This window comes from Acinetobacter guillouiae, assembly GCF_002370525.2.
Taxonomy (GTDB): Bacteria; Pseudomonadota; Gammaproteobacteria; order Pseudomonadales; family Moraxellaceae; genus Acinetobacter; species Acinetobacter guillouiae.
Genome location: NZ_AP014630.1, coordinates 3,310,794 through 3,327,314 on the forward strand (window position 1 = coordinate 3,310,794; position 16,521 = coordinate 3,327,314).

13 protein-coding genes are annotated in these 16,521 nt (G+C 39.5%); 6 read left to right on the forward strand and 7 right to left on the reverse strand.

Going from position 1 to position 16,521, the window contains the following annotated elements; all coding sequences use genetic code 11:
- Window position 1 precedes the first annotated feature (1 nt).
- Genes AS4_RS15505 through AS4_RS15515 form a run of 3 tightly spaced genes read left to right on the forward strand, consistent with a single transcriptional unit; the run spans window position 2 to window position 2,367 of the window.
- Window positions 2-280, forward strand: coding sequence for a hypothetical protein (locus AS4_RS15505; protein WP_096734764.1), 279 nt, complete (start codon window positions 2-4; stop codon window positions 278-280).
- Window positions 281-320: 40 nt separating this feature from the next.
- Window positions 321-1,034 (forward strand): glutamine amidotransferase, encoded by a 714-nt coding sequence (locus tag AS4_RS15510; RefSeq protein WP_096734765.1) that lies wholly within the window; start codon window positions 321-323, stop codon window positions 1,032-1,034.
- Between the two features lie 19 nt (window positions 1,035-1,053).
- On the forward strand, window positions 1,054-2,367 hold the full coding sequence (locus tag AS4_RS15515) for a GntR family transcriptional regulator (RefSeq protein ID WP_096734766.1): 1,314 nt from the start codon (window positions 1,054-1,056) through the stop codon (window positions 2,365-2,367).
- A 103-nt stretch (window positions 2,368-2,470) separates the two neighbouring features.
- Here the strand turns inward: AS4_RS15515 and AS4_RS15520 are convergent, their stop codons facing one another.
- The 3 genes from AS4_RS15520 to AS4_RS15530 all read right to left on the reverse strand — a co-directional run bounded on the left by AS4_RS15520 (window position 2,471) and on the right by AS4_RS15530 (window position 5,473).
- Window positions 2,471-3,523, reverse strand: coding sequence for a lipase family alpha/beta hydrolase (locus tag AS4_RS15520; protein ID WP_034616293.1), 1,053 nt, complete (start codon window positions 3,521-3,523; stop codon window positions 2,471-2,473).
- A gap of 133 nt (window positions 3,524-3,656) precedes the next feature.
- On the reverse strand, window positions 3,657-4,709 hold the full coding sequence (locus tag AS4_RS15525; RefSeq protein WP_197724419.1) for a lipase secretion chaperone: 1,053 nt from the start codon (window positions 4,707-4,709) through the stop codon (window positions 3,657-3,659).
- A gap of 68 nt (window positions 4,710-4,777) precedes the next feature.
- Complete coding sequence (locus AS4_RS15530; protein ID WP_034616282.1) at window positions 4,778-5,473, reverse strand: alpha/beta hydrolase; 696 nt, start codon at window positions 5,471-5,473, stop codon at window positions 4,778-4,780.
- 210 nt (window positions 5,474-5,683) lie between these two features.
- Between AS4_RS15530 and AS4_RS15535 the strand changes: the two genes are divergently transcribed.
- Complete coding sequence (locus tag AS4_RS15535) at window positions 5,684-6,571, forward strand: helix-turn-helix transcriptional regulator (protein WP_096734767.1); 888 nt, start codon at window positions 5,684-5,686, stop codon at window positions 6,569-6,571.
- A gap of 72 nt (window positions 6,572-6,643) precedes the next feature.
- Here AS4_RS15535 and AS4_RS15540 read toward each other — a convergent pair whose 3' ends face one another.
- The 3 genes from AS4_RS15540 to AS4_RS15550 form a co-directional block, all read right to left on the reverse strand.
- Window positions 6,644-6,949: a winged helix-turn-helix transcriptional regulator gene (locus tag AS4_RS15540; RefSeq protein ID WP_244013509.1), complete on the reverse strand. Its 306-nt coding sequence runs from the start codon at window positions 6,947-6,949 to the stop codon at window positions 6,644-6,646.
- A gap of 290 nt (window positions 6,950-7,239) precedes the next feature.
- On the reverse strand, window positions 7,240-8,052 hold the full coding sequence (locus AS4_RS15545; RefSeq protein ID WP_227548090.1) for an arylamine N-acetyltransferase family protein: 813 nt from the start codon (window positions 8,050-8,052) through the stop codon (window positions 7,240-7,242).
- A 75-nt stretch (window positions 8,053-8,127) separates the two neighbouring features.
- On the reverse strand, window positions 8,128-8,955 hold the full coding sequence (locus tag AS4_RS15550; protein ID WP_096734768.1) for an NAD(P)H-binding protein: 828 nt from the start codon (window positions 8,953-8,955) through the stop codon (window positions 8,128-8,130).
- Between the two features lie 726 nt (window positions 8,956-9,681).
- On the opposite strand from AS4_RS15550, the gene AS4_RS22250 reads away from it, so the two are divergent.
- Complete coding sequence (locus tag AS4_RS22250) at window positions 9,682-14,454, forward strand: autotransporter domain-containing protein (RefSeq protein WP_126606940.1); 4,773 nt, start codon at window positions 9,682-9,684, stop codon at window positions 14,452-14,454.
- 84 nt (window positions 14,455-14,538) lie between these two features.
- Complete coding sequence (locus AS4_RS15560; protein WP_096734769.1) at window positions 14,539-15,399, forward strand: glycerophosphodiester phosphodiesterase family protein; 861 nt, start codon at window positions 14,539-14,541, stop codon at window positions 15,397-15,399.
- Between the two features lie 172 nt (window positions 15,400-15,571).
- Here the strand turns inward: AS4_RS15560 and AS4_RS15565 are convergent, their stop codons facing one another.
- The gene (locus tag AS4_RS15565) at window positions 15,572-16,435 is read right to left on the reverse strand and encodes an AraC family transcriptional regulator (RefSeq protein WP_096734770.1); all 864 of its coding nucleotides are present in this window, start codon (window positions 16,433-16,435) and stop codon (window positions 15,572-15,574) included.
- Window positions 16,436-16,521 lie beyond the last annotated feature (86 nt).

Here is a 16,521-nt window from a genome sequence, read left to right on the forward strand (position 1 = left end):
GATGAAAACTCATTATCAAATCAATATATACCGAGAAAAAAAGTTGCTCGGTACTTTTACACCCAATCATCTTGCCTCACCAAATTCGATTCAAGAACTGATTACAACACTGACAGCAATGGATTCTATTGAGGTTGAGTTTGTACAAGTGACTGAAGATATGCGAGTTCTAATCTATCAAAATGGTCAGATGAGAACATTGTCCTCTCAATACTCCTATCAACATACAACAGCCGATTCAGTTTTTCAGCAAAACAAAGAGTCATCCAATTCAGTTTGATTCATATCACTCATCCACATTTATTGCTCCAGAGACAAACATGAACATGATAAAACACCAAGTCATTAATGTGATTCAATTTTTAAGTTTTGAGGATACCGGAAGCTTTAGCCCTGTACTTAAACAGTTGGGCTATGATATTAGCGTTTTTCAAGCAGGCGTAGATGATCTGAGTATGGTCTTACAAGAAACAGACCCGCTTATCATTCTTGGTGGGCCAATCAGTGCATATGACTTAAGCACCTATCCTTATTTAAAAGAAATCATCGCGGGATTGAAGCAACGATTAATAGCAAATTATGCGACTTTTGGTATCTGCTTAGGTTCTCAACTGATTGCAGCTGCTTTGGGTGCGCGAGTATATCCCGGCCATATCAAAGAAATAAGATGGAGCCGTTTATCTTTAAGTGCTCAGGCGTTTACATCTCCTTTAAGATTTCTTGAAGGCATACATGTTCTACACTGGCATGGTGATACATTTGATTTACCTAATGATGGGACGCACTTAGCCAGCTCAATTTACTATCCAAATCAGGCATTTAGTATAGGTAATAATATTATGGCATTACAATTTCATGTTGAAGTAGATCCTAAACAATTTGAAAGATGGCTCATCGGGCATACTGACGAATTAAAGTTACATAAGATAGACATTTTGAATTTAAGGCTTGAGAATCAATATTATGGCAATATACTTGCAGATAAAGCAAAACTTGTACTTGAAGACTGGTTAAATAACTTGATCAGGTCTTGAAGCAAATGATTGGATCTATATGGCTGAAATTAAAGGTAAAACGTCTCAGGACATTCAAAATAGTATTCGAGAACTTATTCAGAATGGAATTTTGAATGAGGGGGAATTATTACCCAATATTCGTGCTTTAGCCACTAAGCTGGAAGTCAATCGTAATACAGTTGCTGCCGCCTATAAAGATTTGGCATTAATGGGGATTGTTGTATCCAAAGGGCGTGCTGGCACTCAAGTTCGCAAAAGTCCACAAATTAATCGTTTTGAAAATCTTCAAAAAACCAATCAAACATTTTTTGACCTCGCGCATGGAAATCCATGCCAAGGTTTTTTACCTCAGCTACATGACATCAACTTTAATTTTAGTACACCGTATTTATATGGTGACAATACCAAGCTTCCAGATTTGGAAACCTTTGCTCGAAATGAAGTTTTTGCTGACATCAGCCATAAAATTGCTGAAATTGAATTTACCCATGGTGCGGTAGATGCAATTGAAAGAATTCTCAATGCACATTTAATCCAATCTGACAGTATTGCGATTGAACAACCAGGTTTCATTACCAGTATTCATACTTTACAGGTGAATCGCTTTAATATGGTGTTTTTCCCAGTCACAGCACATGGCTATGATATTCACAGTATAAGAAAAGCACTAGAGCAAAAAGCCAAAGCAATTGTCATTACACCAAGAGCGCAGAATCCGACCAGTTATAGTCTTGATGTTAAAACGGCACAAGAATTACATCAGTTATTTTCTGAATACCCTGATGTACTCATTATTATTGATGATCACTTTTCATTACTTGCCACAACACCTTATTATCATATTGTGCCAGAATCTACCAGACATTGGGCTGTGATAAGATCTGTATCAAAATTTTTAGGTCCGGACTTTAGATTTGCATTTATCAATTGTGATACTCAGACTGCAACCAGACTAAGAATGAAACTAAATCCAAGCTGTACCTGGGTGAGTCATATCTTACAAAAAATGATATTTTCGCTTATGACATCGGAAAAAGTTCATCAATTAATGAATAAAGCAAAAATACGATATCAGACAAAAAATCAAGAAATCGTTAAAAAATTATTGGATCAAAAGCTTCTAGATATAAGTTATTGTGATGGTTTAAATCTATGGATCGAACATGCGCAAGCTCAGGAAATAGCCTATCAACTCGCGCTAATGGGATGGAAAGTCAGACTTGGAAAAGAGTTTTCATTAGGCCAAGATATTAAAGCTATACGTATCACCACTTCTGAATTAGATGAACAAAAAGCGATGGACCTATTCAATGATTTATCATTTATCTTAACTAAAATAATGACACTCTAAAATTTATGCTTTTTATCCATTATTTTTGCTAACGATCTTAAACTGAGGAAAAGTAGAAAACTAATTTCCTACTTTCCTTCATGAAAAACATTGAATTTAAAAATCAGAAACCTGCCAATTTTAAACGATTGGCATGCTGACTATATAACGGAACTGGATCTGCACCAGCACCAGAGCCAACAAGTCCGACAATCTGATTAACTTCATCCAAATGGTTCTGTGGATAATTATCGCGAATGACATTGCCCAAATGAGATGAACATATTGGTACCAAACCGTCACTATCACTACCAGTGCTCAATTTGATAAATGCTTCACCCGCAAGCAACCCGTAAGCTGTAGGATCTAATAAATTTGTGAGTCCGCCTTTACCTGACCATGAATAATAATTCACACCATTTACTGTAGCTGCTCCGGAACCACACTCAGTCACTGGAATACCTTGCGGGAAAGTGGCATTAAACTCTCCAGCCCCAGCCTTGGTCAAACCTGCAAGTGCACTTAAAACATCTTGATCATATGCTCCACCATTGCTAGAAGTCCCCCCCAGAAAACTTTCTATACCTGTAAACATATTGATTACAGCTCCGATAGTTTTATCAAAGCCTATTACACTGGCTGGTTTACGTATAAATGTTTCCACCAAATCTGCAACAGGACTACCTTTATTTGAACCCGCAATACCTGTTACGGATGCAACTAAATCAGGACGAACCCCAGCAACATAGCGAACAGTTTGCACACCTTGGCTATGACCAATCAGGTTAACTTTTTCTGCACCTGTTAAAGCCTGAATCGTGAGAACTTGTTTAAGTAATTGTTCACCACGTACTGCATCTGAGTTAGCAGCAGATGTGTTTGTTACATATACATCAGCGCCTTGGCGACTTAAATCCTGAGGAATACCATGCCAGTAATTGATCGGTCCAATCTGAGAAAAACCAAATAAACCATGTGCAAATATCAAGGGATATTTAGTTTTGGCATAATCTGTTTTTTTAGAGAACAGTCCCCAATCCGTTGCAGATGTTTTGCTACAACCCGCTTGATCGTTTTTGATACCGCAATTTTGATAACTTGTAGTTACAATTGCTGAGCTGTTAACCGATGTGAATATGATGGCCCCAAATACCAAGGCCGGGATTGCTTTTTTCATTGTTCAAGACTCCATATATTTGAACATTATTTTTGTATTACATTGATTTCTTGATACTTCAAAATATTTCCCTGAAAATCTCCTTGTTTAATTCTCAATGCTATATTTCTGTTATTGATAATTTCCTTATTGCCTATTCAGCGACTTTTTTATTCGAATTAGCCTGCATCTGTTCAAAAGTCTGTGCACGAATTCGTTCTTCTGGGCTGCTAAAAGATTTATTACGTAATTCATTTATTGCAGCCTGTTGTTGAGTCGCATCTTGCTGACTCGCTGTAATTTGTGCTCTCGCTGCAAGATAACTATCTACTCTTTTTTGCCACTGGCTTTCCTGTAAATCAACCTGAGTGAGGCGATCTGCTGCTGCCGCACCGACTAATTTTTTACGCATCTCGTACAGCTCACTCGCTGAACCTCCACGTTGATTAATCTCAGTGGTCAATTCCTGTAATTGGTTGTATTGTAAAATTGGCTGCATACTTGCTTTCAGTTCTTCTGGCTGTTCATTCAGCAATGCTGCACTTTTTTCTGCCTTCTGATTTGTGCTTAAGCGTTTATCATTATTGATCGCGTATTGTTCGATTGCGTACTGGTCATAGCTTTCTTCTTGGGCAAAAAATACATCTGCTTCCTGTGGCGTAAAAATCTGTCTACGCAGTTTAACTATAGCTGAAGCTACTGTTTTAAAGTCCTTTGCACTGTTGGTCTGAGCTGCAGGTAGCTTTTCACGCTGATGCAGATAATCCATATACTTATCAAGTAATTGATAAGAATAAGGTTGAGCAGTCGTTGGTAAAAGACCAGCAAGGTATTGACGAATATCAACAACAATACTGCTTTCAGTTTTTTCACCAATACTTGAAAGAAAATAATCGAAACAGTCGCGAATTCCACGCGACAAAACCAATTGCCCTTTCGTATCAACCTGTAAAGGACAGTTCACCTCTGTCCCCCGCAGTGATGGTGCCAACTCAAGCATAACACCATGAAACTTTAATACTTGCTGATTTGTATCAGAAACTGACGCAACAGCATTCACTGACTGCTGATTTTGTATTGTTGAATTTGAACGTGATACGTCACTGACAGCATGAGTTTCTGGCTTTAGATACCATACTATTCCGACAAGAAATAATACGACCAAACCCAGTAATAGAAATTTTCTATATCGGTTTATAACATCCATGTTATATCTCTTTTCAATATTTTATTATGTTTTTCACAACCTCAGACTTTCTGATACTTAGAAAATCTTTAACCAGCTAGAAAAGTAGCTGCTTCATCAATAAGTTCTGTTACTTCAACAGGTTTTGATGCTAAAGATGCATGACTGGCATTCAGTGAAATTATTTTTTTAGCTGACATTCGTGCTGACATCATATTTTGATTCTCAGGATTAATCATTCGATCATCTATAGAGATTTGATACCAAGATGGTTTAGTTTTCCATGCTGGTGAAGTAATCACATCACCAAACGTACTAGCCAACGGTGCCTTTTGGGTTACTGCCATGACCAAACCTTCATCCGCAGTCAAATCTTGACAAAAGCTTTCATGAAATTTATCTGCTTTTAACCAGAGATAACCATCACTGTCTGGTGCTAAATTTGGCGCCGCTTCAGGTAAGTTCTGTTGGGTAATCGCCCCTGGGCTTTCACCTGAATCAGGTGCAAATGCAGCAATATAAACCAGACCTACAACATTGGGTAAATTTCCAGCTTCTGTGATGACAGCACCGCCATAGGAATGACCAACCAACAAAACATCACCATCTATTTGTTTAATCATTTTTTTTGTACGTTCTACATCATCAGCCAGTGAGGTCAACGGAATCTCAACAGCATGCAGAGATGAATATCCTCTAGCTGCCAATTCTAGAATAACTTTATTCCAGTGCGCTGCGCCTCCCCAAAAGCCATGTACCAATATAACCGTTGGTTTTAAACTCATTTGCTACTCCAGAAAATTATTATGTTCATATTCAAGTGATCTAGCTTTTCAAGAAGTTTCATGGCATAACTATTAAGAGCAAATTAATAATTGATACTTTTGGTCAGTCAAAGCTTCCTGCAATGATTATTAGGCATAAATTACTGGCTAACAATCACCAAGAATGCAAAGTTTTTGCAGAAACAGTATTTTTCTCGGAATTCCAAAAATATGCTTAGTTCGTTTTCAGATACTTTTTTTGATATCTATCGGTTATCAGGTATAGCAGGCAAAATCCATAGTATTTCAACTCTTTTGACTGGAGAAATACTAGAATTTTCTCCAAATCATGGCTATATACATATTATTCAGAAAGAAAAATGCCTTTTAACAATGGATCATCTGGAACATCATCTGGAATTAAAACATTGCGACATAGTTGTGGTTTTACCTGGTAACTTTCACAGGATAAGCTTGAATACAGATGCATTTCAGGATGCTAAAATCATCACCTGTACAATCGATTTTTCAGGTATTTATGGCTCAGCTATTGCCGAGGGGTTACCTGCTTTTATTCATGTCCCTTTTACCTGTAAAGCCACAAATATTATTGCAGAATGGGTCCCAATCACTGTTCATGCAATTCAACAGGAACTCAAAGCGCCTTCGATAGGCAGTCAGATTATGCTAACCAGAATTATTGATCTTTTATTTATCTGGTCAATTCGGTGCTGGCTTAGCACTGTTGAACCCAATCATAAAAGCTGGATTTCAGCATTACAGGAACCGATGATCAGTAAAGCCATGTCTTTAATGCATAATCACCCGCATTTTGACTGGACCGTTGAAGAACTCGCAAAATCTACCAATTATTCTAAATCAAGCTTTTACAAGAAATTTACAGAATCTGTCGGGACCACCCCAATACAATATTTAAAATCGCTGAGAATGCGATTAGCCAGTGAATTGCTATTAACCACGCAAAAAAGTATTTTTCATATTGCTGAGCTTGTTGGCTATTCCTCTCAGGCTGCATTCAGCCGAGTATTCTCCCAAACATTTAACTACTCACCTTCTGAGTTTAGAGAATCCTTTAAAAATAATCCTGCACAGGAATAAAACACAACTGCACTTATTAACAATGTATTGTGCAAAATATTGTTAAATCAAAGTATTTTAATAGTTAGCTTTTTATTCATTTAAGTCTGTTTCGGAATCTGGCATGCCAAATTTGAGTTCATCACCAACTTTGGCGATTGCGTGAATAGCGGGTAGGAATTTTGCACCAATAACTGTTAATTTGTATTCTACAGAGGGCGGCGATGTCGGGATTGGCAGACGTTGTATAATTCCTTTACTTTCCAAATGACGTAGACGTTCTGTTAATACTTTTGCGGTAATTGATGGCAAGTCAGCTCTTAACTCTCCAAATCGACGTGGTCCAGCACTTAAACACCAGATGATTTCTGCAGTCCAAGCGCCCCGTAGCAGTGCCATACTCTTACTCAAGGGACAAACATTATTTGGCGAAGGCGCACGGTTTTTTCGTAGCTTTAGACCCAAAGTTTCCTCCATTCATTCTTGAGATTTTCTCTGAGATTTCTTATTTATTCATGTATTGAATATTAATTCCAAGGATGATATTCCACTGACATACTATGCTGAAAATATGCGCAAGCTGCAACCTGATGATTATCGTGAATCTTACTTAAGCCTATTTGCGATGATTCATTCAGGTCTATTTAACAGCTTGCAAGCGTTGCTTGTTGTTCTTAGAAGTGCATCTTTCACTCGGCAGGATTGATTATTTTTTTAAATATGAAAGCCACATTCAGTTGTTGCGTATTAATTTTAAAATACTTCTCAAGATATTCGCGAAATTCATCTTCGCTTTTGAGCTCTTTTTTTATTGAATGATTTTTACCATGGATATTTACAGTCGTTCCACTTAAGTTTATTCGTTCATCTCGAGTAACTGCAGCAAGCATCAAATGTTGAGTAAATATAGAATCTGGTGATGTTGCAATATACCAATTGGCAATCACAGCATCCGACTCCGAGACTTTCTGTTCTGGATCAAGTGCATAAATATTAACCCACTCATCACGTATATAAGCTTGAAGCATAATCTTCACACCCGTCAGGGCACTTTCAGCAACACCACTGTCTTTTACATCAATAAAACGGAAAGCTTCATGCGGTGTATTCTGAATTTCCCCGAGCTTATCCAGTGAAAGAACGGCAGTCGGAGTCGTTCCACCAAAACTGGGATCAAATAAATATAATTTATCCACCAGTTTTACCACAGTCACCAAATGAGTACGAATCGGCGCTTCTATAGGTTGAGATTGATAATATACGCGCCCCAAAAGATTAAAAGCCTCATATCCCAGTTCGTTTAATACTGTTCTAGTCAGCGTACTCTGTTCCAAACAATAGCCCTCTCTTCCTTGATCGAGTAACTTGTCTGCGATCTGTGATAATTCCATAGACACGTTATCACCAAGAAAAGAAGAAATATTTCCAAACGGGATGCTGGTTACATGTAGAAATAACAACTTTTTTAGATTCTCAAGCGTAGGTAAATACTCACCTTCCACGCCTAGTTAGGTTAAATATTTCTGTGAAATTGATAATTCTGAAGTCATCGCTTTGCTACCTTATAAATTATAAAACTAGAATTTATTTGATTTTACAAAATCAGTGAATTTAATCGGATCGCGCCCCAGAACCTGAGTAACTCCCTTGCCAATACTTTCATTTCGCCCATCGAGAATTTCAGAAAATGCCTGCGTCATATGCGCTGCAATAAATTCATCCAGTCCTGCATTCTTTAAATATTGTCTATATGCTTCTTGATTAAGGTATTGATACTGTATATTTCGCTTAAGCTTTACTCCGATAGCATTCACCGCTTCAGCGAAAGTCAATAACTCTGAGCCTGTGACTTCATAAATTTTGCCGTTATGTGCATTATTAGTCAGACATTCAACCACCACGTCTGACAAATCTTCTAAGTCAACGAATGGCTCTTTTACAGTATCTGCCATAAATGTCACTTCGCCAGATCTTATGCCATGTAGAAAATGACCTTCACTGAAATTTTGGTTAAACCATGCTGAACGAATGACAGTCCAATCAAGTTGGGACTGCATTAAAATTTTTTCACACTTCTCAACAGATGCCTGACCTCTGCCTGATAATAATACAGCCTTGGAAACCGACTGATTCATCATTTCTGTGATTAATCCTTCAAGTTGTTGATCTGCTCCTAACATTGAAGTATCTGGATGAACAATATAAACAATTTCAATATTCTTCAGTGCTGGACCAAATGTACTGCTGTCATTCCAATCAAAATACCGTTCATTTTCTACATGCTCATTGATGGTACGAGTAGTAACAATTGGATTAAATTTATGCGACTTTAATTTCTCTGCGACGCGTCGTCCATTTTTGCCTTTTCCACCGATGATCAAAACATTCTTGGTTAAACTTTTCATAGATTACCACTTCATTAATTCAAAAAATTACTAGATTCTAGATACTGTTTAACGAAACAATGCGTATTTAACTACATGAAAAATTTCATCAAATTAATAATAAAATTCATAAGTTAATAAATCCATTCAAGCCATCATCCTTGTCGCCACTGTCTACGTTAATCTATCTCAGTATGCGCAAAGCATGATCCAATATGAATGGGATGACAGCAGACTTATACAAATATGTGGTATCCAGTTGGAAACGAGCTTAATCACGAAATCGCTAAAAATTGCTCGTAATATCCACGGCAAAAAACCATTAGCTCTGGTCTAATTTAATGTTTTTTTGAAATTCGTGATTGCTCATCTGAGTGTTTTTATTTAAGTGTATTTTCTCAGCGACACATGAAGATAGTCAGTCAATCAACGCATAAGATTTGATTATAAAAATCGTATAATTTTTACAATTATTTATGCAAAAAAAAATTGATTATTTAAATCATCATGATATTGTCATATTATTTAATTAATTTTGTCACAGGACAAAATTAATTAAATAATGTCCTAATGATTCATTTTTGTCGATCGTAAAGACTCGACAAAAAAATATAAACCAAAATAAAATCATATATTTATCATATTAAATATAAGTAATGGCATGGTTTAAGTTAAGAAATCACTGAGTTATTTTCAGTCCATATGCATAAGTGACAGAACCAAAAAATTTACAGGGTTAAAATTTAGATGAAACGTATATTTAAAGAAAAAACGTTGAGCATACTGTTACGTAGTATTTTGCTGGGGTATCCGATTATTACATCATCCTCCTTTGCAGTACCACTTCGTGCTGAAACTGATGAGTTCAATGCCAATTGGGGACTAAGTCGTATCGGTGCGCAGTATGCTTATGAAAAAGGCTATACAGGTAAGGGAATTGCCATTGGGGTTGCTGATTCAGACTTTCCCGCAGGAATAAGCGAACTTACAAACAAACTCACATTTGTTACACCCAATAAAAATGGTAAGGAACATAACTCAAACCTAAGTATCGGCAATAAAGTAGCTGACGGATTCAATGCTGAAGATTATACCCATGGCGCTCATGTTTCTGGAATCATTGGTGCTAAAAAAAATGATCAAGGCATGCACGGCGTAGCCTATGGAGCAGATATTTTTGCACAGAATATGAGTAATAATATTTATCCCCTTCTTGATGGCACAGCAGTTCGTTTGATTAATAATAGTTGGGGTAGAGAGGGAGAAAAAGACTATGGAATTTATCCAGGAAATCCCAAATGGACTGAGCTTATTGGTATTGATGGCATAAGCACATCAACAGTCAAAGACTTTGAAAAAAAGTCAGACAAAACCAAACCCTATGATATTTTAAATCAAGTCATCTATACGACCACTCCCACCAAAAGGGGGGAATCTAAAATCACGATTACAGTAAAAGATGCTGTTGAAGCAGAAGATGGTATAATTGAACGTAATGGTCAAAAATTCAATTTTGGGGCAAATGACAAATCAAACAATGGAGTCATCAACCAAATCAGAGCCCTTCGAGAAGCTGGAAAACAAGGCGTAGTCAACGTTTTTGCTGCAGGAAATTACAATCATTATAATGAACCTGGTGCTTTTCAAGGGATGCCTATCGTCTATAATGAGCTACTGCCCAATTATCTCACTGTCAGTAATCTAACATTAGTACGTAGCAAAGAAATCACTGTTCCCGAAGGTAGTAAAACGCTCAGTGCGGGTGATGATTTACAATTTTTTGAAGTCACTTTCCAAAATAAAAAATATTTACGACAAGCAAATCTTGCAATTGGTAAAGAAGACTATTTATGGGAACAAGTCGGACAAGGTCTGCGAAAAACTCAAATTTTAGTGAATGATGATACCACCAAAGAAACTCTATACACTGGCTCATCTCAATGTGGTTATACCGCATTGTGGTGTGTGGCAGCACCTGGAACAGGAATTTATAGTTCAACATTTAAAGTTGACGATGGAAAGCTCGTTGATAATTATGAGTATATGACTGGAACCTCAATGGCTGCACCACATGCCACAGGTGCCCTTGCTGTTCTTATGGAACGTTTTCCCTATATGAGTTCCAGCCAAACTGTTTCTGTTTTAAAAACTACAGCAGCAGATATGGATGAAAATGGTAGAGTGACTGATGGCCGTGCCAAAGTGATTGATAAATACTTTGGTTGGGGAAAAATTGATCTAGAAAATGCCATTAAAGGGCCAGCAATGTTTGCTTCAGCGGATGATGTAAAAAACATGCTTGCCGATGATGTAAAACAAAATTTGGGTGATGATCTGGATAATCTGGCCAATACTTTTGGAAATGGTGATTTCACCGTCAATATGGGCCAAGGGATAAAATATGATATTGGCACAACCAGAGAACGTAGTTGTGATGCAGCTGAATGTTCATTCGATACTTGGTCAAACAATATCGCTGGTAGCGGTGGTCTGATTAAAAAAGGCAGTGGAACATTACAGTTATCGGGAAACAATACCTATGCAGGCAATACTTTCATTAATGAAGGTGGTATTGATATCACAGGATCTTTATCTTCAGGCATTATTGTCAATAAATTAGGGACACTGTCTGGTCAAGGTCAGTCTGCAACAATCGAAATCAATAGTGGCAGATTTGCACCATCACTTTACAATCAAACAGGATTTAGTACATTTACTATTAATGGAGATATTAAATTTAGCCCTGACGCCACATATTCAGCCAAAATTAAAGACGAAAATGAGCAAGTGGACAAATTGGTTGTTCGTGGTAATGCTTATTTAAATGGAGCTAATTTCCAAACTTATGAACAAAGCCCAGATAAGTTGCTTGGGAAAAATGATACTCTTCGCTACAAAGGTAATGACTATACCTTAATGGATGCTACAAAAATTAATGGAATATTTAATAGTAACTATCTTACATCGATTGCTACTGAAAATATTCAACCAGAATTAACAAAAACTGAAGAAGATAAGAAACTTAAATTACAATTCAGGGACTTAACTGCCGATAAAGCTGCCGCGGAAAAAGCCGCTGCTGAGAAAGCTGCCGCGGAAAAAGCCGCTGCTGAGAAAGCTGCCGCAGAGAAAGCCGCTGCCGATAAAGCTGCCGCAGAGAAAGCCGCTGCCGATAAAGCTGCCGCTGAAAAAGCTGCTGCCGATAAAGCTGCCGCGGAAAAAGCCGCTGCCGATAAAGCTGCCGCGGATAAAGCTGCTGCTGAAAAAGCTGCCGCTGAGAAAGCTGCTGCCGATAAGGCTGCTGCCGATAAAGCTGCCGCGGATCAAGCTGCTGCTGAAAAAGCCGCTGCCGATAAAGCTGCCGCGGATCAAGCTGCTGCTGAAAAAGCCGCTGCCGATAAAGCTGCCGCGGATCAAGCTGCCGCGGATCAAGCTGCTGCCGATAAAGCCGCTGCTGAAAAAGCTGCCGCGGAAAAAGCTGCTGCCGATAAAGCTGCCGCTGAAAAAGCTGCCGCGGATCAAGCTGCTGCTGAAAAAGCTGCCGCTGAGAAAGCTGCTGCCGATAAAGCCGCTGCTGAAAAAGCTGCCGCGGAAAAAGCTGCTGCCGATAAAGCCGCTGCTGAGAAAGCTGCCGCGGAAAAAGCCGCTGCTGAGAAAGCTGCCGCGGAAAAAGCTGCTGCCGATAAAGCTGCCGCGGATCAAGCTGCTGCTGAAAAAGCCGCTGCCGATAAAGCTGCTGCCGATAAAGCTGCCGCGGATCAAGCTGCTGCTGAAAAAGCCGCTGCCGATAAAGCCGCTGCCGATAAAGCTGCCGCGTATCAAGCTGCAGCTGAAAAAGCTGCCGCTGAGAAAGCTGCTGCTGATAAAGCTGCCGCGGATCAAGTTGCTGCTGAAAAAGCTGCCGCTGAGAAAGCTGCTGCCGATAAAGCTGCCGCGGATCAAGCTGCTGCTGAAAAAGCTGCTGCTGACAAAGCCGCTGCCGATAAAGCTGCCGCGGAAAAAGCCGCTGCTGACAAGGCTGCTGCTGAGAAAGCCGCCGCGGATCAAGCTGCTGCTGACAAAGCCGCCGCGGAAAAAGCTGCTGCTGAGAAAGCTGCCGCGGAAAAAGCTGCTGCCGAGAAAGCCGCTGCCGAGAAAGCTGCCGCGGAAAAAGCTGCTGCCGATAAAGCCGCAGCAGAGAAAGCCGCTGCCGATAAAGCCGCTGCTGAAAAAGCCGCTGCTGAAAAAGCTGCCGCTGAGAAAGCTGCTGCCGATAAAGCTGCCACGGAAAAAGCCGCTGCCGATAAAGCTGCCGTAGAGAAAGCTGCCGCAGAGAAAGCCGCTGCCGATAAAGCTGCCGCAGAGAAAGCCGCCGTAGAGAAAGCTGCTGCTGAAAAAGCTGCCGCGGATCAAGCTGCCACAGAGAAAGCTGCTAACGATAAAGCTGCCGCGGAAAAAGCCGCTGCCGATAAAGCTGCCGCAGAGAAAGCTGCCGCGGAAAAAGTCGCTGCCGATAAAGCCGCTGCCGATAAAGCTGCCGCTGAAGCAAAGTTATTGGAGCAAGCTAGAGCTGAAAAAGCGACCCAAATTGCATCAATTCATGGCGATATTCTGGCAGAAGAATTTCAGGATATGGATCGCAATCGTCGTTTAACCAATCAACGTCTACGCTATATTCAACGTAATCAGGAGAACAGTAATAATGCTTGGATAGATTTTTCAGACTCAAAAAGCAAGTCTCGTCTGGGGGAATGGAATAATCTCAGCAATGCCAAGATGCATGATTATAATGTTCAGAGGCAGGGTCTAGCTTTAGGCGCAGATACTACACTTGGAGATTGGGCAATCGGAATAACTGCAGCCATTAATAGCAAAGATTTAAATAACAAAAATAATGCCAATGCTAAAATCGATAATTATCAGTTCGGTATCTATACAGGGACTCAAATTGATCAAATCAATTTTCGTTTCAGTGGTACATTGGGACGTAATGAGGTTAAATCACGATTTAATGATCAGAATGATGGTCAATTTAATGCAAAATACAATGGTCGTACTTATCAGTTGAACGCTGAGATGGGCTATGCATTGCAACACAATAACCTATATATGGAACCATTTATCGGTGTTGCATACGACTACTTAGAAAATGATTCCATTCAACAAAGTAATGGATACTATTCACTAAATAGTGAAAAAACGAATATTGACCGTGTATCTTCAACTGTCGGTCTGGATATATCTCAAAAATGGAACGTATGGGATACAACATCTCTAAGTTTAAATGCAAGCTTAGCATGGCAAAACCGTTTAAAAAATAATGATAAAGCGGGCAAATTAACATTTATATCAAATAACTCACTGATTGCTGGAGATGCTGGTTATTTAGATGTTCCCAATAATCAGAACACAGGCATCATCAATTTTGGTTTCAATGTCGATATCGCCAATACCCACGGGTTTTCGGTCAATTATGAAGGACAGTTCGCGAAAAAATATAGTGAAAATGGCATAAGACTCCAATATAGCTATAAATTTTAATCCATAGGTTGCAATATTATTATGAAAAATAGCGTGTTTAAAAACATCATGTTGATATGCATATTCGGTCATGGACTACATAGCATGGCATTAAATGCAGCGCCTTACTCAAATCAAACGGGTCAATCACCACTAATTGTTGCGCATCGCGGTGGAACGGCGGATGCGCCTGAGAACACAGCCTATGCAATTGATCTCGCTCTAAGGAATCACGCAGATGTGATCTGGATCAGCGTACAGTTAAGCAATGATGGTGTTCCTGTACTCTATCGTCCTAATAATCTGAATGCTTTAAGTAATGGCCAAGGTTTGGTCTCTGCATATACTGTAAAACAATTACAGGGCTTGGATGCAGGATGGAATGTCGCCCGCAATACAGGACAACAAACAATTTACCCATGGAGAGGTAAAGGAATCCGTATCCCAACACTTCAACAGGTGCTTACTCAATTTCCTCGAACCACTTTTTATATTGATATTAAATCGCCTGATGCAGATCCGGTGCAAATTGCTACGGCTATTAAACGTGTACTCGTTTCCACCAACTCACTTAACCGAGTAAGGCTCTACTCTACTGAACGCCGTTATACAGATGCCGTCAAACAGGTCGGTCAACTTCCGTATTTTGTTGCAAGAGATGATACTCGGGATATTTTAGCCCGTGTCGCGCTGAACCATAATTGTCAGGCTGCTCAGGAACCAATTGGGTGGCATGGTTTGGAGTTAAGACGGCAAGTTGAGGTTGTAGAAACCTATACCTTAGGTGAAGGCCGTTCAAAAGCAGAGTTTGTTTGGGATAAGGAAATTATGAACTGTTTTAGGACACAAGCAGCAAATCGTATTGTGCTGTTCGGTATCAATTCTGAAGCAGACTATCGGATAGCAAAACAGTTAGGTGCTGAAGCCGTAATGGTTGATTCCCCTGCTCAATTTTCCAATCGGTGAAGTGTTTAAGTTAAGTCAACTCATAGATCATTAAACTCATAGATCATTAAACTCATAGATCATTAAACTCATAGATCATTAAACTCATAGATCATTAAACTCAGACAGTTGAATATAAATTGAACTGTCTTACTCAATCTTGCTTTCGTTAAAGATCAGCATTAACTAAGCATTAGACAGAATCGCTGGTCAACCATTCTCGGGGAGACATGCCTACTCTGACTGAAAATGCGCGAGATAATGCTGATGGATTAGCATAACCCAGTTCTTCAGCCAATATTTTAATTGAATGCCCTTCACGCAATCTACTTTGAGCCAAAGCAATACGCCAGTCTGTTAAATATTCGGCTGGTGTCTGTCCCATCACATCACGAAAGGTATTAGCAAAAGCTGTTCTAGACATACATGCCAGTTCAGCCATGCGCTCTAGTGTCCACGATTCACCTGGACATTCATGTATTCCCACCAGCGCACGCGCCAAACGTGGATCTGAAAGGCCAATAATAAGTCCAGTGCTTACCCCTGCTTCATGAGGATGATCTAATAGCCAACGTAATAGTTGAAGCACCACCACTTCAAATAAACGATTCGCTAATAATCGTTGCCCACAACGAGCATGGTCGGTTTCAGCAAATAATAGCGCAAGCGCCTGATCCAATCCTTGTACACGCGCTAGAGGAAGTGCAATTACGGCAGGTAATGCCCTTACCAGCGGATTCTGTTGCCCACCATCCAGTATCAACCGCGCGCAGGTAAAATCAGCACCTTCTCTGGGCGGGTTATGAAAATGATGTGTAATTGGCCCAGGATAAAAAAGTAGCGTTGGTTCATCAAAACGCATGCGTCTTGGCAAATGCGCCATAGCTGGATGACTGACTTCCAGTTGTCCCTGACGTAAGACATGTAAATAGCCATACCCTTCACAAGCATCAAAATGGCTGACGCCACATAACACACCAGTATGGTACAACTCTGCCTGCATACGGAAACGATCAAGCAGACCTGAAAGGCGATCAATGGGGTGAATAGTTTTCATTTGAACGAATTGATATATTTTATGAACATATTGTATCTAATCATACAGAAAATTTACACATAATAATCAAAGTTTGATGCACTTCT

Bases quoted from the DNA above. Each gene is read 5' to 3' on its own strand.
- AS4_RS15505 (WP_096734764.1), top strand. From the start codon at position 2: ATGAAAACTCATTATCAAATCAATATATACCGAGAAAAAAAGTTGCTC.
- AS4_RS15510 (WP_096734765.1), top strand. From the start codon at position 321: ATGAACATGATAAAACACCAAGTCATTAATGTGATTCAATTTTTAAGT.
- AS4_RS15515 (WP_096734766.1), top strand. From the start codon at position 1,054: ATGGCTGAAATTAAAGGTAAAACGTCTCAGGACATTCAAAATAGTATT.
- AS4_RS15520 (WP_034616293.1), bottom strand. From the start codon at position 3,523: ATGAAAAAAGCAATCCCGGCCTTGGTATTTGGGGCCATCATATTCACA.
- AS4_RS15525 (WP_197724419.1), bottom strand. From the start codon at position 4,709: ATGGATGTTATAAACCGATATAGAAAATTTCTATTACTGGGTTTGGTC.
- AS4_RS15530 (WP_034616282.1), bottom strand. From the start codon at position 5,473: ATGAGTTTAAAACCAACGGTTATATTGGTACATGGCTTTTGGGGAGGC.
- AS4_RS15535 (WP_096734767.1), top strand. From the start codon at position 5,684: ATGCTTAGTTCGTTTTCAGATACTTTTTTTGATATCTATCGGTTATCA.
- AS4_RS15540 (WP_244013509.1), bottom strand. From the start codon at position 6,949: ATGGCACTGCTACGGGGCGCTTGGACTGCAGAAATCATCTGGTGTTTA.
- AS4_RS15550 (WP_096734768.1), bottom strand. From the start codon at position 8,955: ATGAAAAGTTTAACCAAGAATGTTTTGATCATCGGTGGAAAAGGCAAA.
- AS4_RS22250 (WP_126606940.1), top strand. From the start codon at position 9,682: ATGAAACGTATATTTAAAGAAAAAACGTTGAGCATACTGTTACGTAGT.
- AS4_RS15560 (WP_096734769.1), top strand. From the start codon at position 14,539: ATGGCATTAAATGCAGCGCCTTACTCAAATCAAACGGGTCAATCACCA.
- AS4_RS15565 (WP_096734770.1), bottom strand. From the start codon at position 16,435: ATGAAAACTATTCACCCCATTGATCGCCTTTCAGGTCTGCTTGATCGT.